This is a genomic window from Cytobacillus oceanisediminis 2691 (assembly GCF_007678455.1).
Lineage (GTDB): Bacteria > Bacillota > Bacilli > Bacillales > Cytobacillaceae > Mesobacillus > Mesobacillus oceanisediminis_A.
The window spans coordinates 43,535-67,563 of the sequence record NZ_VEEP01000002.1 but is presented as its reverse complement, the minus strand read 5'-3'; the positions used below and the strand labels follow the sequence as shown (position 1 = coordinate 67,563).

At 45.5% G+C, this 24,029-nt stretch carries 17 protein-coding genes; 13 read left to right on the top strand and 4 right to left on the bottom strand.

The genetic code is table 11. The features are described 5' to 3' along the window. Window positions 1-40 precede the first annotated feature (40 nt). Together FS736_RS03910 and FS736_RS03905 are read left to right on the top strand one after the other, a co-directional pair. Entirely contained in the window at window positions 41-1,231 is a 1,191-nt protein-coding gene (locus FS736_RS03910) for a M14 family zinc carboxypeptidase (protein WP_144475070.1), read from the top strand. A gap of 88 nt (window positions 1,232-1,319) precedes the next feature. Beyond that, complete coding sequence (locus tag FS736_RS03905) at window positions 1,320-1,745, top strand: hypothetical protein (RefSeq protein ID WP_144475069.1); 426 nt, start codon at window positions 1,320-1,322, stop codon at window positions 1,743-1,745. A 34-nt stretch (window positions 1,746-1,779) separates the two neighbouring features. Here the strand turns inward: FS736_RS03905 and FS736_RS03900 are convergent, their stop codons facing one another. Beyond that, the gene (locus FS736_RS03900) at window positions 1,780-4,158 is read right to left on the bottom strand and encodes a M14 family zinc carboxypeptidase (protein ID WP_144475068.1); all 2,379 of its coding nucleotides are present in this window, start codon (window positions 4,156-4,158) and stop codon (window positions 1,780-1,782) included. Window positions 4,159-4,372: 214 nt separating this feature from the next. Continuing rightward, entirely contained in the window at window positions 4,373-4,741 is a 369-nt protein-coding gene (locus FS736_RS03895; RefSeq protein ID WP_144475067.1) for a DUF948 domain-containing protein, read from the bottom strand. Between the two features lie 145 nt (window positions 4,742-4,886). Between FS736_RS03895 and FS736_RS03890 the strand changes: the two genes are divergently transcribed. Further along, window positions 4,887-5,207, top strand: coding sequence for a YciI family protein (locus FS736_RS03890; protein ID WP_144475066.1), 321 nt, complete (start codon window positions 4,887-4,889; stop codon window positions 5,205-5,207). A gap of 101 nt (window positions 5,208-5,308) precedes the next feature. Here the strand turns inward: FS736_RS03890 and FS736_RS03885 are convergent, their stop codons facing one another. Further along, window positions 5,309-7,525, bottom strand: coding sequence for a hypothetical protein (locus FS736_RS03885; RefSeq protein ID WP_144475065.1), 2,217 nt, complete (start codon window positions 7,523-7,525; stop codon window positions 5,309-5,311). A 13-nt stretch (window positions 7,526-7,538) separates the two neighbouring features. Then, a complete protein-coding gene (locus FS736_RS03880; RefSeq protein WP_144475064.1) occupies window positions 7,539-8,420 on the bottom strand; it encodes a hypothetical protein in 882 nt (293 codons plus the stop codon). Between the two features lie 265 nt (window positions 8,421-8,685). On the opposite strand from FS736_RS03880, the gene FS736_RS03875 reads away from it, so the two are divergent. The 10 genes from FS736_RS03875 (at window position 8,686) to FS736_RS03830 (ending at window position 23,814) form a co-directional block, all read left to right on the top strand. After that, on the top strand, window positions 8,686-9,603 hold the full coding sequence (locus tag FS736_RS03875; RefSeq protein ID WP_144475063.1) for a DMT family transporter: 918 nt from the start codon (window positions 8,686-8,688) through the stop codon (window positions 9,601-9,603). A gap of 349 nt (window positions 9,604-9,952) precedes the next feature. Next, window positions 9,953-10,720: a 3-hydroxyacyl-CoA dehydrogenase gene (locus FS736_RS03870; RefSeq protein ID WP_144475062.1), complete on the top strand. Its 768-nt coding sequence runs from the start codon at window positions 9,953-9,955 to the stop codon at window positions 10,718-10,720. A 130-nt stretch (window positions 10,721-10,850) separates the two neighbouring features. Continuing rightward, entirely contained in the window at window positions 10,851-12,674 is a 1,824-nt protein-coding gene (locus FS736_RS03865; protein ID WP_144475061.1) for a LysM peptidoglycan-binding domain-containing protein, read from the top strand. Window positions 12,675-12,798: 124 nt separating this feature from the next. Next, the gene (locus tag FS736_RS03860) at window positions 12,799-14,847 is read left to right on the top strand and encodes a sigma-54-dependent Fis family transcriptional regulator (protein ID WP_144475060.1); all 2,049 of its coding nucleotides are present in this window, start codon (window positions 12,799-12,801) and stop codon (window positions 14,845-14,847) included. A 421-nt stretch (window positions 14,848-15,268) separates the two neighbouring features. Then, window positions 15,269-16,792 carry a class I adenylate-forming enzyme family protein gene (locus FS736_RS03855; RefSeq protein ID WP_144475059.1) on the top strand — a complete coding sequence of 508 codons (1,524 nt, stop codon included), beginning with the start codon at window positions 15,269-15,271 and terminating at the stop codon, window positions 16,790-16,792. A gap of 29 nt (window positions 16,793-16,821) precedes the next feature. Next, complete coding sequence (locus FS736_RS03850) at window positions 16,822-17,967, top strand: acyl-CoA dehydrogenase family protein (RefSeq protein WP_144475058.1); 1,146 nt, start codon at window positions 16,822-16,824, stop codon at window positions 17,965-17,967. 31 nt (window positions 17,968-17,998) lie between these two features. Next, a complete protein-coding gene (locus FS736_RS03845) occupies window positions 17,999-19,153 on the top strand; it encodes a thiolase family protein (protein WP_144475057.1) in 1,155 nt (384 codons plus the stop codon). A 332-nt stretch (window positions 19,154-19,485) separates the two neighbouring features. Further along, the gene (locus tag FS736_RS03840) at window positions 19,486-21,057 is read left to right on the top strand and encodes a fatty acid--CoA ligase (RefSeq protein WP_144475056.1); all 1,572 of its coding nucleotides are present in this window, start codon (window positions 19,486-19,488) and stop codon (window positions 21,055-21,057) included. An 18-nt stretch (window positions 21,058-21,075) separates the two neighbouring features. After that, window positions 21,076-22,170 (top strand): CaiB/BaiF CoA transferase family protein, encoded by a 1,095-nt coding sequence (locus FS736_RS03835; protein ID WP_144475055.1) that lies wholly within the window; start codon window positions 21,076-21,078, stop codon window positions 22,168-22,170. Window positions 22,171-22,194: 24 nt separating this feature from the next. Further along, window positions 22,195-23,814, top strand: a complete 1,620-nt coding sequence (locus FS736_RS03830; RefSeq protein ID WP_144475054.1) for a long-chain fatty acid--CoA ligase — start codon at window positions 22,195-22,197, stop codon at window positions 23,812-23,814. Window positions 23,815-24,029 lie beyond the last annotated feature (215 nt).

The window sequence follows — 24,029 nt, the reverse complement described above, 5'->3', positions numbered from 1 at the left end:
TATGTATAGATGCAACTTTTGAAAGAACAGGAGGCGCACTATGGATATATATGTGAGAAGAGGAGATTCATTTTGGTATTTCAGCAACCTTTTCAACATCCCGCTCCAGTTGATCATAGATTCCAACCGCGATTTGGATCCGAACGCACTGACTGTGGGCCGGACTGTGAAGATTCCCGGTTATGCCGCTGTGGATTACCGAATCCGTGCAGGAGATACTCTCTGGCAAATCGCCCGGAGCCGAAATATCCAGGTGGATGCTCTGCTGCTGGCCAATCGGAATATCAATCCAAAGGGATTGTACATTGGCCAGATGATCAAAGTTCCAACAAGGATTACCTGGCGGATTGTCCAGGGTAAAAAAAATTACGATTATAGCTCTTTGATGAATGATTTAAGACGATTGGAAAGTGTATACCCATTTATGAGAGTGCCATCGATCGGAAATTCTGTATTAGGAAAAAGGATTCCTGAAGCTTTGGTCGGGGATGGCAATAAAAAGGTCCATTACAATGGGGCATTTCATGCGAATGAATGGATCACTACTCCCGTCCTAATGACGTTTCTAAATGACTACCTTCTGGCGCTGACAAACCAATCCTCGATACGAGGGCTGTCAATGCTGAACTTATACAACCAGACGGCTTTGTCGATTGTCCCTATGGTCAACCCTGATGGTGTCGACCTCGTACTCAACGGACCACCTGAAGAGGAGCCATGGAATGAAAGAGTAATAGAATGGAATAAAGGCAGCATGGACTTCAGCGGCTGGAAGGCGAATATAAGAGGAGTGGACCTGAATGATCAATTCCCAGCAGAATGGGAAAAAGAAAAAGCCAGGAATCCAAGCCAGCCTGGTCCAAGGGATTATGTTGGCGAAAAGCCGTTATCGGAGCCGGAAGCAATCGCCATGGCAGAACTTACACGCAAGCGCGATTTCTCAAGGGTTCTCGCCTTCCATACCCAGGGCGAAGTCATCTACTGGGGCTTTGAAAACCTCGAGCCGCCTGAATCGGAGGCAATGGTTAATGAATTCGCCAGGGTAAGCGGCTACCAGCCAGTAAAAACCATTGAAAGCTATGCCGGATACAAGGACTGGTTCATCCAGGACTGGCGCCGGCCTGGCTTCACAGTGGAGCTTGGGTTCGGTATCAACCCTCTGCCACTGTCTCAGTTCGATGAGATTTATGAAGAAGCCCTGGGAATCTTCCTGGCAGGTTTATACCTTTAATAAAGTGGATCACCTGAAAAGGTGGTCCCTTTCTGTATCTCTATTTGGATTTATCTGGTAAAATTGTTTTGTGCAAGGGGGGAGTCAGATGACTTATTCAGGCAGGCCACCAATATACATAATGTATTCTCTGTTAGTTGTTATGCCTTTTTCTTCAAATTTCAACAAGTTCTTTCAATTTCTGATTCCGATTACTTTAGTTATGATTAGTCTGCTGAGATTTCATTTAACATTATCATCCCATCAGATTGAATATAAAATAACCATCGCTAATATTATGATATACAAAAAAATACTTACATCTGAGAAAATCAAAAAAGTAAAGTTCGGCCGGATCGGCTGGACGACGAAAAATGCAGTGGTAAAGGTAAGGAGAGGCTTCAATATTGGTGTTGCCTACTTTTACAGCGGTCAGTTGATTGCTGAGCTTGAAGATTTCGCCCTTGCTAACCATATTGAAATTCAAAAGACGAGGGATTTTCTGCTTTTGGAAAAATACTATACAAACAGCTAAAAAGCATCGGTCGCCCGATGCTTTTTTTGCCTGCTTATTTTTCAAAAATGCTGTTGGAAAGGAGACGGAACAGGTAGTCTGTATGATCGCGGAAGCCAGCTTCAAGTCCGATCAGCGTTACATCTTTATCCTGTTCTTTAACGATTACTGCCTTTCCTTGAGCTGCGCGATTGTTTTTCCAGTGCCCGGCAACAAAGAAGTCTGAGTTATCGTCAAATGTTGCAGCAACTTCATCATTTCCTGTATTTTCATACCAGACAGGACGGTAGACGAAGCCGAGGTCATCCTCGCTATATCCGCCGGTCATACCTTCGCCGCTATAATCAACTTTCGCGATTCCGTTGCTGTTGTAACCTGCAACGACAACCGTGTTATCTGTGAGGCCTAATGTCTTTGTCGCCAGTGAGGCGCCTGCACCGACGGCGATATACTTTCCGCCATTATTTAAAAATTCTTCGACATTCGTTTTGAAGAGATCATACTGTGCTGGGTTCTGGAAGCCAAATTCTTGATTTCCTGCACGTGATTGAGTTTTGGCGATCAGACCTTCGGTACCGCTGTATACGAATACGTCGAAGCCCTTCAATCCCTGTTCCGCAACTTCAGCAGGGGTGACCTCTGTAACCTCAAAACCCAGGCGTTTCAGTGCAAGTTTTGTTCCTGAATGGGATTGGGCCTTATTCATGCCTCCGTCCTTAAGGATTGCTACTTTAAGGTTTGTAACTTCTACTGCGTCTGCAGGTACCTTTACCGATTCGATATGCAGTCCGGATTGTTTTACAGCTGAGTCAATGGTGTTCGCGGGAGCTTCTGTGTAAAAATTGCCTGCTTTATCGCGTTTTACGGAGACGCCTTGTTGCATGAGCGTATTGGCAAGTTGAACCGCTTTTACAGAACTGTTTGGAATCAGGAATGGCCCTTTGCCGGTAACTGACCCTTGTTCCTGGATCTGGTTCACTTTCGTTGCGGTCACATCGAGTTCATCTTGAACAGCTACTGCCTCAAAGCCCCATAGCTCCGGCAGGCTCCAAGCTGAAATATCGTACATGGAGTCGACATCTTCAGTGATATCCTCGCCATCCCATAACATCGTATTGGCCAGCCCCGCCTTTGCCTGGTCCATTTTGACAATGTATGTGCCTTTTGGATAAGCTTTTCCGTCTGCCGTAAAAGTCTTTGAAGCTTGGACGACTTCGATGTCGTTTTTCTGCAGATGCTTAACAGCCTTATGTGTTACAGTTGGATCTTCCGGATCAACAGGCAGAACATAGGCAGTAGGGAAGAAGCCTTCGTCATGGAACGGATGATCAAAATTGATGCCTCGCTTGAACATTTCAATCTGGTCTTTGATCATTTCCTGCTTGTTCTCTGTGGCATTTTTCAATGCTCCCATGATGGCATCATACATCCAGCGGACACCGTCAAGATCATTTGTTGGCGCTTCAAGCGTGTGGCCATATGCACCATGGTACATCGCATACATTGGCGTAAAGATTGGAGGATAATCATCCCAGCCTTCTGCGTCATCACGTTGAGGGATATAGGTTCCCACCATCGATTGATACAGGCTGCCGGTGAAGCTTTCCTTGTCGGACATGATTTCATTTTCCATCGCTTCCGCCTGATCCATTGCCCATTTTTGGTAAAGGTCATATTCGTAATTTGGATTGTGCGGAACGGTACAAGGCTCAATGAGACCCTGCTTATTTGGCGCGTAACCTTTTACATAGCCATGTGTATCAAGGAAGACCATTGGGTTCCATTCTTTGATCAGTGAAACGGTTTCCTGGGTTTCGGGCTGTGACTGGGTGATGAAGTCACGGTTCAAATCGATTCCTTCTCCATTGAAGCGGGTAGCATCGACCCGGCCATCGGGATTCTGGACAACATTGAAAATCAGAATATTGTTTTCGAGGATTTCAGTCGTTGTCTCGTCATTTTCAAGTGCAAAGCGCTCAATCAGCTGCATGACCGCGTCACTGCCGACAAATTCGGTACCATGGATAGAGCCATTGATCATGACTGGCACCTTGAAGTCTGGATTGTTTTCAATCCAGTCCTGTGCTTTGCCAGGGTTTTTGAACATTTGTTTTCTTAAAGCCTGGATCTTGCCAAACTTGCCCTGGGAATCAGGTGCAGCAATCGTAACGACATAAAGAGGCTGTCCGGTTGATGATTGTCCTTTTACTTCCACCTTCACACGATTGGATTGCTTCTCGATTTGTTCAAGTTTATTTCCGATTTCCGAGAATTTCATAAAGTCATAGTTTTCGCTGTTGAATAAGCTTCCGTCCCTTTCTTCATATGCATTTACATAATTCCACTTCAAAGACTCAGCTAGTGCCGGAGTCCATGGGGAGGATGCTAGCAAACTTGCAGCTACAACACCCGAAATCATTTTTTTATACTTCATCTATGTATTCCTCCAAAATTACTTTGTATATTTATACATAATAGTTAGTAAAAATTATTTCGACAATCGTACAAAACTCCTAAATGTTTGTCCAGATGTCCTAACGCTTGAATTTACAGGAATCTAGAGTGGTTGGGAAATTATTCGAGAGGAATATCTAGGAAGATAGTCACGAAGAAGAGGCGAAATAAAAAAACAGGGCGGGTGCCCTGTTTTATTGTGGCTGCATGGTCCGATTACGTCGCTTCCGGTTCCATTGTCTTGCCTTATATTTCTGTTCAAGTTCGGCGACAGGTTTTGCAACAAGTGCGTTCTTGAATTCAACAGGTGTCTGTTTTACAGAAAAAACAACCGTATTGACAGCTTTCTTTTTCTTTTCAAAATCAGTCATCAGCTTTTGCTGTTTAAATTTAAGTGAATCGGTTTCTTCTTTGATCGCATTGGTTTTATTCTGGACACGGGTTGCTGTCTCTTGAAGACTGTCAATGGTTGGCTTAGCATCTTTAAATGTTTTATAAGCAACATATCCGAGATAAGCAAGTGCAGCCACGATGACAGCGATGCTGATGTAGACGATGATCATGGATGATGCCTCCTTTTATTCAAATCCTTTATTTTTTATTTACCCATTTATGTTCCGTTTTAACAAAGAAATGCACTACAGCTGTCGGGATATATTGGAAATGATATAATGGACTGGAAGATTTTATAAAAGGAGTACTTATTAGATGAGTAAATTTGTTGTGATCCTGAAGGATAAACGAAATGGAGAACTGGATTCAAAATTGCTGGGAAGGCATATTGACCATCTCAGGCAGTTAAACCAGGCAGGACAACTGATGATTGCCGGCCCATTCAAAAATAATGATCACGCCATGATCATCCTGAATTGCGATGATATTGATGAAGCAATCGCACTAACAGAAAAAGACCCCTTCATCACAGAAAAGTACTACCATACATATGATATCAACGAGCTGATTGTCGCCAATGAGGAAAATAACTGGCTGATGGACAACCCGCAAACGAAGGGGAATCTGATCCACTAATAGAAAAAGAGACTTCCAGCTGCCTGGAAGTCTCTTTCTATGATTATTGGTTTCAACTCAACTATGACTTATTCAGTCACAGTTTCAGCTTTCTCTTCAGTCTACTTCTCAAAAACAGCAAGTACAGCAGAAAGCATTGCAGCAAATTTCTTTGCGATTTCACTTGCATATAAGCTAGCTTTTGACTCAGCTTTTTTGTCAGCAGATGGGTTTACTTTTGCCTCTTCAGTTACTTCCTCAGTTACCTCTTCAGTAGCAGTTTCGTCAGTAACAACTTCTTCAGTCACTTCTTCAGTAGCAGTTTCGTCAGTTACAGCTTCCTCAGTCACTTCTTCAGTAGCAGTTTCATCAGTAACAACTTCCTCAGTTACCTCTTCAGTAGCAGTTTCGTCAGTTACAGCTTCCTCAGTCACTTCTTCAGTAGCAGTTTCGTCAGTAACAACTTCTTCAGCTACTTCAACGGACAAAGCAACAGCTGAATTTTCGTTAGCTTTCTCTTTAGCAACATCGCTAGCGTTGAAAGCCTTAGACTTCATTTTGTTGGCAATAGAAGGAGATACTTTTGCATATTCTTCAGTAGCATCTTCTTCAGTAGCTTCTTCATCAGTAGCTTCTTCATCAGTAGCTTCTTCATCAACAGCTTCTTCTTCAGTAACAACTTCATCAGTAACTACTTCTTCAGTAGCAACTTCTTCAGTAGCAACTTCTTCAGTAGCTTCTTCATCAGTAGCTTCTTCATCAGTAGCTTCTTCATCAACAGCTTCTTCTTCAGTAACAACTTCATCAGTAACTACTTCTTCAGTAGCAACTTCTTCAGTAACAGCTTCTTCAGTAACAACTTCTTCAGTAACAACTTCTTCAGTAGCTTCGTCTTCAGCAACCTCATCTTCAGTTACTTCAACAGACAAAGCAACAGCTGAGTTTTCGTCAGCGTTCTCTTTAGCAACATCGCTGGCATTGAAAGCCTTAGACTTCATTTTGTTGGCAATAGAAGGAGATACTTTTGCTTCTTCATCAGTAACTACTTCTTCAGTAACTACTTCTTCAGTAACTACTTCTTCAGTAACTACTTCTTCAGTAGCATCATCTTCAGTAGCATCTTCTTCAGTAGCTTCTTCATCAGTAACAACTTCATCAGTAACAACTTCATCAGTAACAACTTCATCAGTAACATCTTCTTCAGTAGCATCTTCTTCAGTAACTTCATCTTCAGTAACTTCGTCTTCAGTCACTTCGTCTTCAGTCACTTCGTCTTCAGTCACTTCGTCTTCAGTCACTTCGTCTTCAGTCACTTCATCTTCAGTCACTTCATCTTCAGTCACTTCGTCTTCAGTCACTTCATCTTCAGTCACTTCATCTTCAGTCACTTCATCTTCAGTCACTTCATCTTCAGTAACAACTTCTTCAGTAGGTACTTCTTCAGTAACCTCATCTTCAGTCACTTCAACAGATAACGCGACAGCTGAATTTTCGTTTGCTTTCTCTTTAGCGACATCGCTTGCGTTGAAAGCCTTAGACTTCATTTTGTTGGCAACAGATGGAGATACCTTATCTTCCGTATCTTTGTCTTCGTTGTCATTTTCGTCTTCATCTTCATCTTCAGTCTTTACAGTTGCATCTGTATCAAGATCGATATTTTCAGAATCGGAGTCATTATCCTCATCATCTTCTGTTTTTACAGTAGCTTTTGCCTCAAGGTCGATGTCTTTAGACTCTTCTTCAGAATTTTCATCTGAATCTTCATCTGAATCCTCATCATCTTCCTTTTTCATTTCTGTGTCAGCTTTAGGCTTTATTTCCTCTTCGTCTTCTTTAGCTGCATCAGTGTCTGAAGTTTCTTCAGATTCAGAGTCAACTTCTGTTTCATCAGTAATGATTGGCTCAAGTTCTACAACTTCTTCCACTACAGGTTCCTGAGTAACAGCTTCTTCTGTTGGAACTTCCTCAGTTTTCACATCTTCGACAGGCGCTTGTTGAGTTGTTGTGTGTACAGCTGCATTTGGAGCCGCATGCTTTTTGGCAGTTTCGCTTGCATGAATGCCAGCCTGTGACTTTGATGCTTTTTCCTTCGCTTCGCCGTTTGTAGCAGCTTTTGGCTGAGTCTTAACTGCAGGCTTAGCAGGAGTTGCTTTTACATTAGCCTTTTTATTAACAACCTGAACCTTTGCTGGTTTGTTATGAGATTGTTCAACTTTTACCTTTTCCGGTCCGGCAGCCTGAGTGAAGTGGCCTCCAGTCAGTACTCCGATTGACAATACTCCAGCTAGCATAAAAGACTTCACAACTTTAGTTCCATTAATATAATTATTCATTTTCATTATTCGCTCCCTTTTAATTAACGTTATCCGTGACAATCGCGTCGGTATACGGTAAAAAAGCAGGAGCTTTTAACGGTGGTGGGGAAGGTGGGGCATTTACCCACTGGCTCTGAAAAACAGCGACCCTTGACGTAAACGGCTGCAAGAGGCTTAAATGGAATGTTTCATCCCAAATGAACCATTTATCGCTTAAAAAGGTGTTCGAATTTCCATAACTTGTCCTGTCGCCGGATGGCCCCCCTGAAGCCTTCGTGCGTGATGGAGGGTTAGGCAGGTTGTCTCCTTTAGGATACCTCTCGTTTTGGGATGAATCCTTTTCATCCTTTTTCACATGAGGTATTTTTCTGCTTTCCGTCTTTACTGGTACTTTGACTATGGACGGTTTCTCTGCAGACTCCTTAGAAGGATCAAGCTTTTCCTCCAAACCAGGTGATTTACGCTTTGTTTCTTTCACGTACTGATCTTCATTATGTATGGATTTTAACGCACCTTTTTTGTTTTGATTATTGCTGGGCTTTTGTTTATGTTTCGCCTGATTAGTTTTTCCGGTCCTCGATGCATTGGTGTTTTTGGGCTGTGTTGCTTTCTCATTTTTCTTAAATGATGAAGCATTCCCATTCATTTTCACTGCCTCGGCCGGATTTTCTTTAGGCTTGGCCTGGAAAGGTTTCTGGACGATTTCTTTCTTAATCGGCTGGTTTTTGACCGCAGGTTGTGCAGGAGATTTTCCGGAGTTCTTGGCAATCTCTGCCTTGTCTGGCACAGAAGCCTGCTCAGCCGCCGCAGGCTGTTGTCCTTTTCCGGCATTTGGCCCTTTTTCAGCAAAAACCATGTCTGGCACCAACAAAGCAATACCAGTAATAAAGCCAGTAATGATTAAATGTCGGAAGTGCATCCTTTCACCTCCTTTCAAAGCAAAAATCTGTCTCAGGAATACCATTCCGGTATTCAAACCTGTTTTTGTCGGTTTTTGCTGCATTTTAAAAGAAACCGTTCTTTTAACCTAGCAGTCTACTCGAGGGGATGATTCAAATTTCCTTTCTTTTTGGTACTTATTATTCAGGTGGTAAATAATTGGCATTACTTTCTCTTGCCCTTTTTAAAAAAAGGAGTAGAATGGAAATTATGCTTTAATCGTTTAAATGAAAGAAGGATACATCATGAAAAATTTAAAAATATATATGATTCTTACCGGTGTCATGTTTCTGTGGGGACTCAATGTAACGGGACTTAAAGTAATCGTGGGGAATTTCCCGCCGATTACGATTACCTCACTTCGTGTATTCACTGCGGGAGTCTCGGTATTTATCATTCTCTTTTTCTTTAAAAAAGTCCGGCTGCCTTCAAGGAAAGAGTGGAGTTATATTATTGGCGGCGGCATCCTGAATGTAACTGGACACCATTTATTCCTGGGAATTGGATTAAAAGTGACTTCGGCTGTTAACGGTGGCTTAATTCTTGGACTGGGGCCATTATTAACCGCTTTAATGGCTATCTTATTCCTGGGAAAAAAGCTGACATTTGTCCGGACTCTTGGATTTATTTTCGGTGGTATTGGCGTCGCGCTGACTGTGCTGGCAGGTGAGAAAGGGCTTTCGGGCATGTCAATTGGTGATTTCTATGTGTTTATTTCCATTGTTTCGCAGGCGATAAGCTTCATCATAATTTCCAAAGCAGCGAAAACACTAGATCCTCGTCTATTGACCGGATATATGCTTGTCTTCGGCTCACTCTTATTGTTCCTAATCGGGTTATGGAAGGAGCCAGGTGGATTGGCGAGCCTTGGAAATGCTTCAGCAGGAATATGGGGAGTATTTTTTGCGTCAGCGATTTTCGCTACGGCAGTAGGGCATATGCTTTACAATTATGCCATTGGCCAAACCGGACCGGCCGAGGCGTCAATCTTCCTGAACTTGAATACATTCCTATCCATCCTGTTCGCTGCCATCTTCCTTGGGGAAAGAATCACATCATCCCATTTGCTCGGCCTAATCTTCATCGTCTCAGGCGTCATATTCGGATCAGGAGCACTGGAGGAACTGATGCTCAGGAACAGAGCGAAACGAAATGCAGCTTAATAGTGTTGAGGAGGCAGGGCTTCGGCTCTGCTTTTTTTTGCATGGGGTACTGTTATTTATAACTAGTTTTGCAGACAACATTTGTTCCAACCGGAAATAAATCTGCCCCAACCGGGAATATATTTTGTTTCAACCGGGTTTAATGCCGAATATCATAGTAAAACAAAAAAACACCTTCAAATTTCAATTTCCTTCTAACAAAAGTATAAAAGTGTCCATTCTTCAGAAAAAACTGTCCTGATTTTGGACAGCTGTTCCTCGAAGTATCTTTATTTTCAATGAACTAGCATTGGCACGATTCTTGCTTTCTATAACAATATAACTTTATAAAAGTGGAGGTCAGGCGAAAATGAAAATGATCGAGACAAAAGCGATTGTTACCGGAGGAGCATCCGGGTTAGGGGAAGCGACTGTCAGGAAAATCATCGGGCAGGGGGGAAAGGCTGCGATTCTGGATTTATCAGTGGAACGCGGTGAAACTCTTGTAAAGGAACTTGGGGAACAGGCAGTTTTCGTAAAAACAGACGTAACGAGTGAAGAAGAAGTAAGAAATGCTATCAATAAAGCAATCGAGTCATTCGGTTCGATTAACACGGTGGTAAACTGTGCCGGGATTGGGGTTGCAGGAAAGCTGCTATCAAGAAAAGGTGTCCATTCGCTGGACATGTTTTCAAAAGTCATTTCCATCAACTTGATTGGAACCTTCAATGTCATCAGGCTTGCTTCCGAGCAGATGTCCCAGAATGATCCCAATGAACTCGGCGAGAGGGGAATCATCATCAATACGGCCTCCGTTGCCGCGTTCGACGGCCAGATCGGCCAGGCGGCATACAGTGCCTCAAAAGGCGGGGTGGTCGGCATGACGCTGCCAATCGCAAGGGAACTTGCTGCATACGGCATCAGGGTGATGACGATAGCTCCCGGCCTATTCCATACGCCAATGTTCGACTCGCTTCCGGCAGAAGCAAGGGACTCGCTTGGAGAAATGGTGCCATTCCCGCAGCGGCTTGGTTACCCGGAGGAATACGCTCAGCTTGCTGAAAGTATTATTATGAATCCAATGCTTAACGGTGAAACAATCCGTCTTGATGGAGCAATCAGGATGCAGCCGAAATGATGAAAAGCCCTTTCCTGTCAAAGGAGAGGGCTTTTTCTTATGGTAAAAATTTCGCGTTGTTGAAAATGCAGAAAACAAATATGATATTTTTGTAATATAACATTTCATCAGAGAGCAGGGGACAATTAGAGTGACAACGAATTTTTTTAGAATTTTCATGCTTTTATTCTTAACAGCGGCAGTTTCTTTCCCGCAATTCGCTTCTGCAATGGCTGAGGTCATATCTTTCAGTCAATCTACCGGAACTGTTGCGTACCAGGGAAACAGTGTACCTGGATATGTTACGTTTGAGCTGAAAACGAGTGAACCGACTCGCGGGCATATTTTAGCGGTAGGCAATGGTGTCCAGACTCAAATCAACCTATCAAGTACAGATTTTAAAACAGTACATAGAATAGATTGGGTGCCATGGGATGATACGAAGAAAGCTCCATTGCCTCCGGGTGAATACCAGCTAAAGGCGTATTTATCAGACCAGGGCTATAACCAGATGCAAGGTTATCCGCTCGGAAAACTGACCGTTGTGGCGGAGATGAATCCAAAGCCATTATTCGATCAGGTTTCGATTAATCCTTCCATGTTTTCTCCGAAATACGGAGGAGCGGAAAATGTGCAAATTCCTTTCAACTTGAACCGACCGGCTGAAGTACAACTGAGCATCTGGCAAAATGGTGCCGAAGTTTACGCTGGCAGCAAAATGAAGCTTTTGCCTGGCAGCAATTCCGTAAACTGGAACGGAACGGATAAGGCAGGACGAGTTGTTGCGGACGGAACCTATGATGTCTACTTTAACTACATCGAGACTGCATTTAACTACCCTGCAACGAAACAGTCAGCACAAAAAGCAGGAACGGTCTCCATTAAGGACGGCGACTACAATATACCTCAATGGAGATTGAAAGAAGTTGTTACGGACGCTGTCTTCACCTCTGATATCATCAGCCCGGACGGTGATGGTGTGAACGGCACGGTCACAGGGAAATTCACATTGGCAGAGCCGGCAAAAGTATCCGTCTATATTGCGAACGCTGCTGGCGCGCATATGAAAAATGTTGTTGCCGGTCAGTCATTCCCGGCGGGAACACATTCTTTCACATGGGATGGAACCGACTTTAATGGCGGAAAAGCCGTAAACGGAAACTATTTTATAAAAGTCATGGTAATTGAAGGCAGTAACACCGGCTATATCTCTTTTACAGATTCAGTCAGGTTTGAAGGCGGCTATGAGTTCAAGGCCCTTCAGCCTGAAAAGCGAGTGAGGGTAACCTCTGAGACCGCGAAGCTTTCGATCTATCCAATGAGTCAGGGATATACGGCTGTAAAAGGCGATACTTTCCCGTTAATGTCCGAAACAGTTGAAAATGGCCGGTACGAGGTGCTGGTCAAAGAAGGTGTAACCGGTACGATCAATGTAAGTGATGTGGAGCTTGTGGCTGAATCCACTCCGCCGGCAGTTCCTAACACGATTGATTACACCGTGGCGAGCGGCGACACACTATGGAAGATTGCTGCTAAGTTCAACAGCAGCATTTCCGATATCGTCACACTGAATGATCTTGATCCAAATCAGTATTTATATGTTGGGCAAAAACTGAAGGTGCCAGCTCCGGCTACACCTGAACCGACACCACAGCCAGTGGTATATACGGTCCAATCAGGAGACACTCTCTGGAAGATTGCCCAAAAATATGGCACAACAATTGATGCCATCGTGAAAGCGAATAATCTGGATCCGGCCAAGTATTTGTATATCGGACAGAAACTTACTATACCATCGACAACTGCTCCGGAACCGCCGGCTGCCCAGCAAGTCATCCATACAGTTGTAAGTGGAGATACACTGTGGAAAATCAGTGTTAAATATGGCACAACCATCGATGCGGTTGTGAAAGCAAATAATCTAGATCCGGCAAAATACCTGTATATTGGCCAGAAACTCACCATTCCACGCTAAAAATCATCACCTGCTCCTCACCTGGGGGCAGGTTTTTTCATGGCTAATAAGTGTACTTTCCCCAACAGTGTTATATAATTAAAGTTATAATATTCAGAAATTTTTAACTGGAGGGGGGAAGTTAATGCTTGAATTCAGGGATATCGTCACCCCTGTTGACTGTCTGGTCACAGAGACAACAACTTTGCAGGAGGCAGTGGAAATCTTCAGGGAGAAGAAATGGAATCTCCTGCCCGTTACTGATACTGAAAAGAACCTTCTGGGAGTTTTTACCCGCAGCGGCTTGTATCAAATGATCCTTGAAGGCAGTCCCCTTGAAACGGCAATACTTCCATACATAAAGAAGGAAGCTAGATCCATTCGAATCGACACTCCTTATCGCGAGATCGAGCAGATTGTAAAAACAAGCAAGGTTGGTACCGGCGTGGTGCTGGATGAACAGGATAAAGTCATCGGTTTACTGACCAAGACCGAAATGGTGGTCGCTTTGCTAAAATCTGCGAATACCCTCAAGGACCAACTTGAAACAATCCTTCAGCACTCCAATATCGGTGTGCTCATGACTGACGGCAGGATGCAGATGATTTATGCAAATGAAGCTTTTACGAAAATCAGCGGACGGACTCTTGATTCAATTATATCCAGGAAGCTCGGCGATATTTTTCCTGGGTTGCTGAATGGAGATGACACTCCTCATCATTATGAAAAATTTAAATCGATTCTTCATATCTCTTCCTATGAAACAGTGAACCATGAAGAAGGGAAAATCCTGTTATTCCAGGATATTTCTGAATTTGAAAAAATGGCAGAAGAACTCGAGACGGTTAAAAAGCTTAAGCTGACAATCGAGACGACACTCGAGAATGCATATGATGGAATCCTGATGACGGACGAAAAAAACATCATCACCATGGTCAGCCCGCCATTGCTCGAACTGTTCAACCTGGAGAAAACAGAAGTTTTATATAAACCAGTCGAGCAAGTCCTTCCGCAACTGAAGCTTGGCAATGTGTTCCGGTCGGAAATGGCGGAAGTCAGCGACTTTAACGAGTTGAACGGTATCCGATATATTGTCCATCGAATTCCCATCAAGAAGGATGGCAAGGTGATCGGAGCGATTGGCAAAGTGATGTTCCGCCAGTTGAATGAGGTCAGCGAGTTGTTCAAGCGACTTCAAAAAGCCGAGAACAAGGCAAGCTTTTACCACCAGCAGCTGCAGAAATCCGAGTCGGCCAGGTTCACATGGGACCATATTTTCAGCAAGGATTCTTACATGGAAAAATTAAAGAAAAGTGCAGCCAAAGCAGCGAAAGGCAGATCCACTGTATTGATTAGAGGTGAAAGTGGTACAGGGAAAGAATTGTTCGCACATGCCATCCATAACAGCAGTGCCCGAAGTGAAGGGAAATTCGTTGTCGTCAATTGCGCAGCCATCCCTGAAGACCTGCTAGAATCCGAGTTCTTCGGTTATGAAGAAGGTGCCTTTACGGGGGCGAAACAGCGCGGCAAGATTGGGAAGTTCGACCTTGCCAATGGAGGCACGCTTTTCCTCGATGAAATAGGCGATATGTCTCTGTCCCTTCAGGCCAAACTGCTAAGAGTCCTGCAGGAGCGAGAGTTTTACAGGGTAGGCGGAAATGTGCGCGTGAAGGTCGATGTCCGTATTATCGCTGCGACAAACCGTAACCTGGAAGAGATGGTAAGGCAGGGGGAGTTCAGGGAAGACCTTTACTACCGACTGAATGTCATTTCCTTGAATATTCCGCCGCTGAGGGACCGCGTTCAGGATGTTGAGTATTTGATTACTGAATTAATGAAAGAATTGAACTCCATGCTGGGTACGAGCATCACCGGCATCTCATCACAGGCAAAAACAGCACTCCTTCGCTATGAATGGCCGGGCAATGTGCGTGAATTGCGGAATGTCCTGGAGCGCGCAATGACCTTTGCCGAGCATGGGAAAATACAGTCAGAGGATCTGCCGGATTACTTACTGTCGCAACTATCCAGCCCACTTATCGAACAAATCAGCCTTGCAGAAGATGCCGAGCTTGGCGCGATCAGAAAGGCCCTCTCCCAGACAAACGGAAACAAGGCAAAGGCAGCAAAACTTTTGGGGATCAGCCGTTCAGGATTATATGAAAAAATAAAGAAATACCAGCTGAGCGTATAGCATGTCATTTGCGAACTGGAAAAAACACGTGTTTTTTTCCAGTTCGCAAATAAATCTTGGAAATCGCCAATAAAGTTGTGAACTCCGCCAATAAAAATAAAAAATCGCTAATATATCCATAACGGATCAATTATAAAACTGATTTAACACCAATTATGTTGACTCCTTATAATTAAATGAGCCAAAAGGCAGGATTTTCTACTCGATAAGTTGTCAGGCTGAATTTTATAAGCGATATTCCGTCGAATTAACCTTCTCGTTATATGTCCAACCATGGTGTCCAATTTCCGGACACTATGATTTACATTCATATCGATTCCTGCCTTGAAATACCGTATTTATCATTTTTAGAAAATTGGCATAATTATTGCATATAAAAATATGAATGCGTTTTCTAATATAACCAGGGGGGAAGCTTTATATGGATATTGGGTCATATTTAGCGCAAAATGCCAGGAAAACACCAGAGAAGCTTGCGATCGTGTGTGAGGGAAGGAGCTTTACGTACCAGCAGTTTAATGAGGAAGTGAACAAGCTTGCCCATGGGCTGCTCAGTCTGGGGATTCACAAAGGCGATAGAATTGCTTTAATGATGAAGAACTCTGATCAGTTTGTGTTTGCATTTTTTGCAGGTGCTAAAATCGGGGCGGTCATTGTGCCGGTGAATTTCCGCCTGACAGCCTCAGAGGTTCATTACATACTGGAACAGTCCGGGACTGTGCTGGTAATTTGCGATGATGAGTTCGAGGAGATCATCACTTCAGCAGGTGAAGGAACAAATGCAGCCCATGTCATCACGACTGGAACCCCAAAAGCAGTTGGACATCATTCATTCGAAAATGTCCTTTCAAAAACTATCACTGATCCACAAATTGATGTTAGCGATGATGATGACCTTGAAATCCTGTATACATCAGGGACGACCGGCAGGCCAAAAGGAGCACTGTTTGACCATAAACGAGTATTCAATGTTGGCCTGACAATGATGATCAGCATGGCCATTAACCAGGAGGAACGTATCCTCCACATCGCCCCGCTGTTCCACTCGGCACAGCTTAATTTATTCCTGATTTCAGGTGTCGTACTGGGAGCAACCCATATCATCCATCGCGAATTCCACCCGGTCACAACCCTGCAGGCGATTCAACAGCATAAAATCACCCACTTCTTTGGGGTCCCTGCCATGTACAACTTTATGCTGCAGGTCCCAAATGCTGCGGATTACGATCTATCATCGATTAAAAGATGCGGCTATGGTGCTGCACCGATGGCCCCGGAACTCGTCCGGAAAAGCATGGAATTATTCAGGACTGATCAATTTTACAATTTGTGCGGCCTGACCGAAGCGGGTCCTGGCGGCATCCTGCTTGGTCCTGAGGGACATAAACACCATCTGGGAAAGGGAGGGAAAGCTGCTTTCCTCACCGAAGCCAGGGTGGTGGATGAAGAAGGAAAGGATATCAAGCCTGGTGCTGTCGGTGAGTTCATCATCAAAGGCGAATCGATTATGAAAGAATACTATAAAAAGCCCGAAGAGACGGCAAAAACAATCAAAGACGGCTGGCTTTATACCGGTGATCTGGCAACAGTCGATGAAAACGGATATATCACACTCGTTGACCGGAAAAAAGACATGATCATTTCCGGCGGGGAAAATGTCTATTCAATTGAAGTCGAAGAAGTCCTTTATGAACATCCTGCTGTACTTGAGGCAGCAATCATCGGACTCCCGGATGAAGTTTGGGGCGAAGCTGTTTGTGCGGTCATTGTGCCTAAGAAGGGTGCAATTGTTGATGAGCAAGAGCTTAAGAGCTTTTGCCGCCTAAAACTTGCAGGCTATAAAGTTCCGAGAAATATATTCATCGAAGAAGCATTGCCGAGGAATGCTTCAGGTAAAATCCTGAAATATCAGCTTCGCCAGAAACTGAATGAAGTGAAACTTTAATAGTTTGATAGAAAGAGGGAGATAAAAAAATGAAACACCCTTATTTAACGAATGACCATGAAATTTTCCGCAGGTCGCTTAGGAAGTTTTTAGAGAAGGAAGCCTATCCTTTCTACGGCCAGTGGGAGGAGGAGCGGATGATTCCGCGCTCGTTCTGGGAGAAGATGGGCGAACAGGGCTATCTATGCCCCGATATTGATGAGGAATACGGCGGCAGTGAAGTAGACTGGGGCTTCGCGGTTGTCATCAATGAAGAGCTCGAGCGGGTAGGCTCAGGCCTTGTTGGCGTAGGGCTGCATAATGACATTGTTGTTCCGTATATCACCGCATATGGAACAGATGAACAGAAAAAACGCTGGCTGCCAAAATGTACGACTGGCGAGATCATTACCGCGATTGCGATGACAGAGCCGGGTACCGGTTCGGATCTGGCGAATATCCAGACGACAGCAATCCTTGATGGTGACCACTATATTCTAAATGGGCAAAAAACCTTCATCACCAACGGCATCCAATCTGATTTGATTGTCGTTGCCTGTAAAACCGATCCTAAAGCGAACCCGAAGCATAAAGGAGTCAGCTTGCTTGTCGTTGAGCGTGACACACCAGGTTTTTCACGAGGGAGGAAACTGAATAAGGTTGGGCTTCACTGCCAGGATACGGCAGAGCTCATATTCGAGGATTGCCGGGTACCTAAGGAGAATCTGTTGGGTGAGGAAGGTAAGGGATTCCTCTATTTAATGGAAAAGCTTCAGCAGGAACGCCTTCTGGTTGCGATTGCGGCACAGACAGCGTCTGAGGTCATGCTCAAGCAGACGATAGAGTATGTCAAAAGCCGTGAAGCCTTTGGCAAACCTGTCAGCAAATTTCAAAACACGCAATTCAAGATTGTTGAGATGGCGACAGAAATCGAAATGGGCAGAGCTTTCCTTGACCAGCTGATTGCCGAGCATATCGAGGGCAAGGATGTGGTCACAAAGGTATCGATGGCGAAGTGGAAGCTGACAGACAGCGCGAGGAAAATTGCCGCGGACTGCATGCAGCTGCATGGCGGTTATGGATATATGGAAGAATACGAGATCGCGAGAAGATTCCGTGATATTCCAGTTGCCAGCATCTATGCCGGGACAAACGAAATCATGAAAACTATCATTGCTAAAAACCTTGGATTATAGACTAACAGAAAATCAGAAAGGAAGATGAAGCATGCGTGAAGTGGTAATCGTCGAAGCCGTCAGGACACCTGTCGGCAGGAGAAAAGGGTTGTTAAAGGATATCAGGCCGGATGAACTGGCTGCAGGAGTTTTGAAAGAGGTTGTGAAGCGGGCTGGGATTGATGCGGGACTGGTGGAAGATGTCATCTTTGGCTGTGTGACACAGTCAGGAGAACAGGCCGGAGATATTGCCAGGGTAGCCGCTTTGACTGCTGGTTTCCCGATTGAAGTTCCAGGAACGACCATTGACCGCCAATGCGGATCCAGTCAGCAGGCAGTCCATTTTGCTGCCCAGGCGATTCTTTCGGGGGACATGGATGTCGTCATTGCCGGCGGCGTTGAAAATATGACCCGTGTTCCAATGGGGTCGAATTACCAGGACGCCAACCCTTTCAGTCCTAAATTAAGAGAACAATACGAGATGATCCATCAAGGACTATCAGCAGAACGGATTGCGGAGAAATACGGTTTTACCCGCCGGGAGCTTGATGAATTCTCTGCGGAAAGCCACCGCCGGGCTTTGAAGGCGCAGGCTGAAGGTTATTTTGAAAAAGAAATCATGCCGATGGAGGTCACACTAGAAAATGGTGAAACGATTTCGATGACGGAGGACTCAGGGCCGCGTGAAGGAACGACACCTGAAGTGTTGGCCGGGCTGAAAACGGTGTTTAAAGAGGATGGTGTCATCCATGCAGGGAACTCGAGCCAGATCAGTGACGGAGCAGGAGCGCTGCTGTTGATGAGCCGTGAAAAAGCAGAAGAGCTTGGCTTGAAACCGCGCTTCAAGGTCCACACCAGGGTAGTGGTAGGTTCAGACCCGACACTGATGCTGACAGGCCCGATTCCTGCCACAGAAAAGGTCCTCAAAAAAGCCGGGCTAAAGCTTGAGGACATCGATGTATTCGAAGTCAATGAAGCGTTCGCACCTGTCCCGATGGCATGGCTGAAGGAAACAGGCGCAGACCCAGCGAAGCTGAATCCGAATGGAGGGGCAATTGCGCTCGGTCACCCTCTTGGAGCAAGCGGCGCCCGCCTGATGATTTCGATGATGCACGAACTGGAGCGTACCGGCGGCCGATATGGCCTGCAAACAATGTGCGAAGGACATGGCATGGCGAACGCCACCATAATTGAGCGGTTAGATTAATAGATTCCTAAATACTCATTGATGCTCGAAGTTCACAGAAAATAGAAAAACAGGTCACCAATAAGGTCTATTGGCGCCTGAAAACAGCGGAAAAAGGGAAAAGGGTCACCAATGAGGTCTATTGGCGCCCGAAAACAGCAGAAAAAGGAAAAAGAGGTCACCAATAAGGTCCATTGGTGCCCGAAAACAGCAGAAAAAGGAAAGACAGGTCACCAATGAGGTCCATTGGCGCCTGAAAACAGCAGAAAAGAGAAAGAATAGGTCACCAATGGAACTTCCATATACAGCTACTCTGAAAAGCATAAAACGACATTTTATTAGGAGGAATGCAAATGAGCACAACGATCGGCAAGATTTTTGACCTGACCGTAATGAAGTTCCCGAACAAGGAAGCCCTCTATGATGTCCGCAAGAATGTCCGCTTTACGTACAGTGAATGGAATGACGAGGTGAACAGGCTCGCCAATGCGCTTCTTGCTGAAGGAGTGAAGAAGGGGGACCGTGTATCAACATTCACTTTCAATACTGAGGAGCTGGGCACAGCGTTTTTTGCATGTGCTAAGATTGGCGCAGTCTTCAATCCTATCAATTTCAGGCTGCTGGGGGAAGAGGTTGCGTTCATCCTGGGAGACGCTGCGCCGAAGGTTGTCCTTTTTGAGAAAGCGGTGGAACCGGTCATTGCTTCGATTGAAAACAGGTTCCCGCATATCTCTTTCTGGTATATCGACGAAGATACGCCTGATTATGCCCAGAGCTACCATGAAAAAGTAAATGCGGCAGATACGAAGCAGGTTCAAGTTGAAGTGAATGAAAATGACCTATACGCAATTATGTACACAAGCGGTACGACTGGGAGGCCAAAAGGAGTCATGCACAAGCATCGCAATATGGTTGAGCAGAGTATGATTGTTGTCGGTTCAACTAAACTGGGTGCGAATGATAAAGGATTGGTGACTGCGCCAATGTTTCACTGCGCTGAACTGCATTGCGCCTTCCTGCCTAGAATCCATGTCGGCGGCAGCAATGTCATCCTCCATCAATTCGCTCCAAAGAAAGTACTCGAGCTGATTGATTCGGAGAAAATCACGAAGTTCTTTGCCGCTCCAACAATGTGGAATATGCTTCTACAGGAGAAGCTATCAGACTATAATATCGAAAGCCTGAAGCTGGGATTGTATGGAGCCGCCCCGATGGCACCGTCCCTTGTCCATGCCTGCCATGATCAGCTTGGCATCAAGCTTGTCCAGGCGTATGGGATGACGGAAATGGGACCGGCCATCACCTTTCTTTCTGAGGAAGACCAGCTGACAAAAGCAGGTGCTGCTGGCCAGGCATGCCTGAACCACGAAATCCGGATTGTCCGCCCGAATGAGGATGGACCGTCCGATCCCGAAGACGTCCTTCCGCCTGGCGAAAGCGGTGAAATCATCGTCCATGGTCCATGCATGATGTCAGGCTATTTCAATCGTGAAGAAGCAACAGAAAAAGCGATGTACAAGGGCTGGTACCATTCAGGTGATATTGGCTACCTCGATGAAGAGGGTTATCTGTGGGTGAAGGACAGGGTGGATGACATGATCATCAGCGGCGGTGAAAATATTTATCCTCGCGAGGTCGAGGATGTTCTCCATGCCCATGAAGGTGTGCTTGATGTGGCGATTGTCGGGCAGCCGGATGACCGCTGGGGTGAATCTGTAACAGCCTTTGTCGTGAAAAAAGATCTGCAGGTAACGGAAGAAGCGTTGGATGAATGGTGCAAAAACAGTGACAGCCTGGCAAATTACAAACGCCCGCGCAAGTATCTGTTCGTTGAGGCACTGCCACGGAATGCGAGCGGGAAAATCCAGAAATTCATGCTGCGCAAGCAAATGGAGGAATTGTTTTCAAAAGGACAGCCGACTTAGTGGAAAGGATTTTCAATCATGTTGAATGGTATTAAAATCGTCGACTTCACGAATTATATCCCGGGCCCTTTTGCAACCCTGAGGCTGGCGGAACTTGGGGCGGAGATTGTCAAGGTTGAAGCACCCGGCGGAGACCCGGCAAGGAACACTGGACAAGGATATGTCTTCAACGCCCATAACCGCGGTAAAAAAAGCATCGTAATCGATTTGAAGCAGACGGAAGGAAAAATGCTTGCCCTTGATTTGCTTGCGGAGGCGGATGTCATAGTTGAAAGCTTCAGACCAGGAGTGATGGAAAAGCTGGGTCTTGGCTATGGGGACGTAAAAAAGCACAACCCGGCCATCATCTATTGCTCGGTGACCGGCTACGGTTCAGGTGGAGAAATGAGCGGACTCGGCAGCCATGACCTGAATTACATGAGCTTGAGCGGGGCTTTGGCCCAGTTGAAGGACAGTACAGGAAGGCCGGTTCATCCAACCCATACTTTTTCCGACTATATCGGGGGATTGGCTGCGAGTGAACGGATTCTCGCAGCGCTGGTAGCAAGGGGGAGAACTGGAGAGGGAAGCTATCACTGTATCGCGATTGCCGACAGTATGGCTTCCCTGATGGCGAATCATGTGCTGATCGAAAAAGAGACGGGATACCAGCATGGCGTTTCAGTCCTGAACGGTACTGTCATCGGCTATGGGATTTACGAAACCAAGGACGGGCGCTATGTCAGCCTTGGGGCTCTAGAACCAAAATTTTGGAGTAATTTTTGCCATGCTGTTGGCCATCCGGATTGGCAGCCTGCGCATTATTCCAAACCGGAAGAATCCAATCCTGTCTACCTGGAGCTTGTTCAGTTGTTTAAAAGCAAATCGTTGTCAGAGTGGGCGGGATTCGGCATGGAAGTTGACTGCTGCCTGACCCCTGTCCTTGAGGCAGGCGAGTTGTCGGACTATCCATATTGGAAGGAAAAGAGCTTCATCCTGCCAGAAGGCCAAATTAAAATGCATGGCGATTTGCCAGCGCGGGAGAGTACGTCCTCTCCTGAAAAAGGAGAACAGACAGAAGAAATTATAAAAGAGTGGCTAGGTGCAGAAATCAGGTTAAATAAGAATTCTTAGTGAGCGGAAGGGGAATGGACGGTTATGATGAATGTTCCATTGACAGTAGGATCTCTTTTGGAAAGAGCAGAAAAGTTTTTCCCGAAAAAGCAGGTAGTGTCGAGGACACTATCAGGTATTCACCAATTCACCTACAAGGAAATTGGCGAGCGGACCCGCAGACTTGCCAGCGCGCTTGAAAAGCTTGGTATCGAAAAAGGTGACCGTGTCGGCACTTTTGCCTGGAACCACCATCGTCACCTGGAAGTTTATTTTGCTGCACCTGGGATGGGAGCTGTGCTCCATACGATCAATATCCGACTATCTCCCGAGCATGTCTCATATATTATCAATCATGCTGAGGACAAGGTTTTGCTTGTCGATGAGGATCTTGTGCCGTTGATTGAGCGGAGCAAGGATCAATTTAAAACGGTGGAAGCATATATCATCATGACCGACAAAGACGAGCTGCCGGAAACAACATTGGAACCTGTCTATTCATATGAAGAATTATTGCGGGAATCAAGTCCAGAGTTTGAATTCCTAAAAGATTTAGATGAAAATGATCCGGCGGGAATGTGCTACACTTCAGCCACAACCGGCAACCCAAAGGGGGTTGTTTACTCCCATAGAGGTATCGTACTCCACAGTTTCGCGTTTGGTCTGGCTGATACTGCTGCATTATCGGAAACAGATGTCGTCCTGCCGGTTGTCCCGATGTTTCATGCCAATGCCTGGGGTCTGCCTTTCGCCGCGACATGGTTCGGTTCGACCCAGGTGCTTCCCGGCCCGCTGTTCACCCCGAAGCTGCTGGCAGATTTGATTGAACAGGAGAAGGTCACCTTCACCGCAGGAGTACCGACAATCTGGCTAGGCCTGCTGAATGAACTTGAAAAAGGAAGCTATGATACATCATCGCTCAGATCGATTGTTTGCGGAGGTTCTGCTGCACCGCGCGGCATGATCAAAGCATTCGAAACGAAGTACAAAATCCCGTTCCTGCACGCATATGGCATGACTGAAACCACTCCCCTGGCAACAGTTTCCCGTTTGAAGAGCTATCAGGTTGGGCTAGAGGAAGATGAAATCCTCGACATCCGTTCAAAGCAGGGGCTGCTCGTTCCTGGCCTGGAGATGAAAGTCATCGGAGGAAATGGTGAAGTAAAGTGGGATGGAGAAGAAATGGGAGAACTGCTGCTGCGGGGGCCATGGATTGCGGACGAATATTATAAAGATGAACGATCAGCAGATGCATTCCGTGATGGCTGGCTTTATACAGGCGATGTCGCCACAGTGGATGAAGAAGGCGTCATCAAGCTTGTTGACCGGACAAAGGACTTAATCAAGAGCGGGGGCGAATGGATCTCATCCGTTGACCTTGAAAACGCCCTTATGGCGCATGATGCCGTGTTCGAAGCAAGTGTCGTAGCCGTTCCACATGAACAATGGCAGGAACGCCCGATTGCCTGTGTCGTCCTTAATGAGCAATACAAAGGTCAGGTCGACAAGGATGAGCTGCTAGAATTCATTGCACCCCAGTTCGCCAAGTGGTGGCTGCCAGATGATGTAGTGTTTATGGAAGAAATCCCGAAAACCTCCGTCGGAAAATTCCTGAAGCGGGCATTGAGGGACCAATTGAAAGACCATCTGGTGCAGAATTCATAATGAATAATAACGGGAAAGTGCTGCTTGTGGGTGCGATTAGTTCATAAAGGTGCCCTTATGAGAAGGGAAACTCCAGTATAAGCGCACGAAAAGGAGAGAAAGGTGCCCTTATGGGAAGGGAAACACGTGTATAAGGGTACGAAAAGGAGAGAAAGGTGCCCTTATGGGAAGGGAAACACGTGTATAAGGGTACGAAAAGGAGAGAAAGGTGCCCT

Coding starts and splice junctions, on each gene's coding strand:
- FS736_RS03910 (WP_144475070.1), top strand. CDS start 41: ATGGATATATATGTGAGAAGAGGAGATTCATTTTGGTATTTCAGCAAC.
- FS736_RS03905 (WP_144475069.1), top strand. CDS start 1,320: ATGACTTATTCAGGCAGGCCACCAATATACATAATGTATTCTCTGTTA.
- FS736_RS03900 (WP_144475068.1), bottom strand. CDS start 4,158: ATGAAGTATAAAAAAATGATTTCGGGTGTTGTAGCTGCAAGTTTGCTA.
- FS736_RS03895 (WP_144475067.1), bottom strand. CDS start 4,741: ATGATCATCGTCTACATCAGCATCGCTGTCATCGTGGCTGCACTTGCT.
- FS736_RS03890 (WP_144475066.1), top strand. CDS start 4,887: ATGAGTAAATTTGTTGTGATCCTGAAGGATAAACGAAATGGAGAACTG.
- FS736_RS03885 (WP_144475065.1), bottom strand. CDS start 7,525: ATGAAAATGAATAATTATATTAATGGAACTAAAGTTGTGAAGTCTTTT.
- FS736_RS03880 (WP_144475064.1), bottom strand. CDS start 8,420: ATGCACTTCCGACATTTAATCATTACTGGCTTTATTACTGGTATTGCT.
- FS736_RS03875 (WP_144475063.1), top strand. CDS start 8,686: ATGAAAAATTTAAAAATATATATGATTCTTACCGGTGTCATGTTTCTG.
- FS736_RS03870 (WP_144475062.1), top strand. CDS start 9,953: ATGAAAATGATCGAGACAAAAGCGATTGTTACCGGAGGAGCATCCGGG.
- FS736_RS03860 (WP_144475060.1), top strand. CDS start 12,799: ATGCTTGAATTCAGGGATATCGTCACCCCTGTTGACTGTCTGGTCACA.
- FS736_RS03855 (WP_144475059.1), top strand. CDS start 15,269: ATGGATATTGGGTCATATTTAGCGCAAAATGCCAGGAAAACACCAGAG.
- FS736_RS03850 (WP_144475058.1), top strand. CDS start 16,822: ATGAAACACCCTTATTTAACGAATGACCATGAAATTTTCCGCAGGTCG.
- FS736_RS03845 (WP_144475057.1), top strand. CDS start 17,999: ATGCGTGAAGTGGTAATCGTCGAAGCCGTCAGGACACCTGTCGGCAGG.
- FS736_RS03840 (WP_144475056.1), top strand. CDS start 19,486: ATGAGCACAACGATCGGCAAGATTTTTGACCTGACCGTAATGAAGTTC.
- FS736_RS03835 (WP_144475055.1), top strand. CDS start 21,076: ATGTTGAATGGTATTAAAATCGTCGACTTCACGAATTATATCCCGGGC.
- FS736_RS03830 (WP_144475054.1), top strand. CDS start 22,195: ATGATGAATGTTCCATTGACAGTAGGATCTCTTTTGGAAAGAGCAGAA.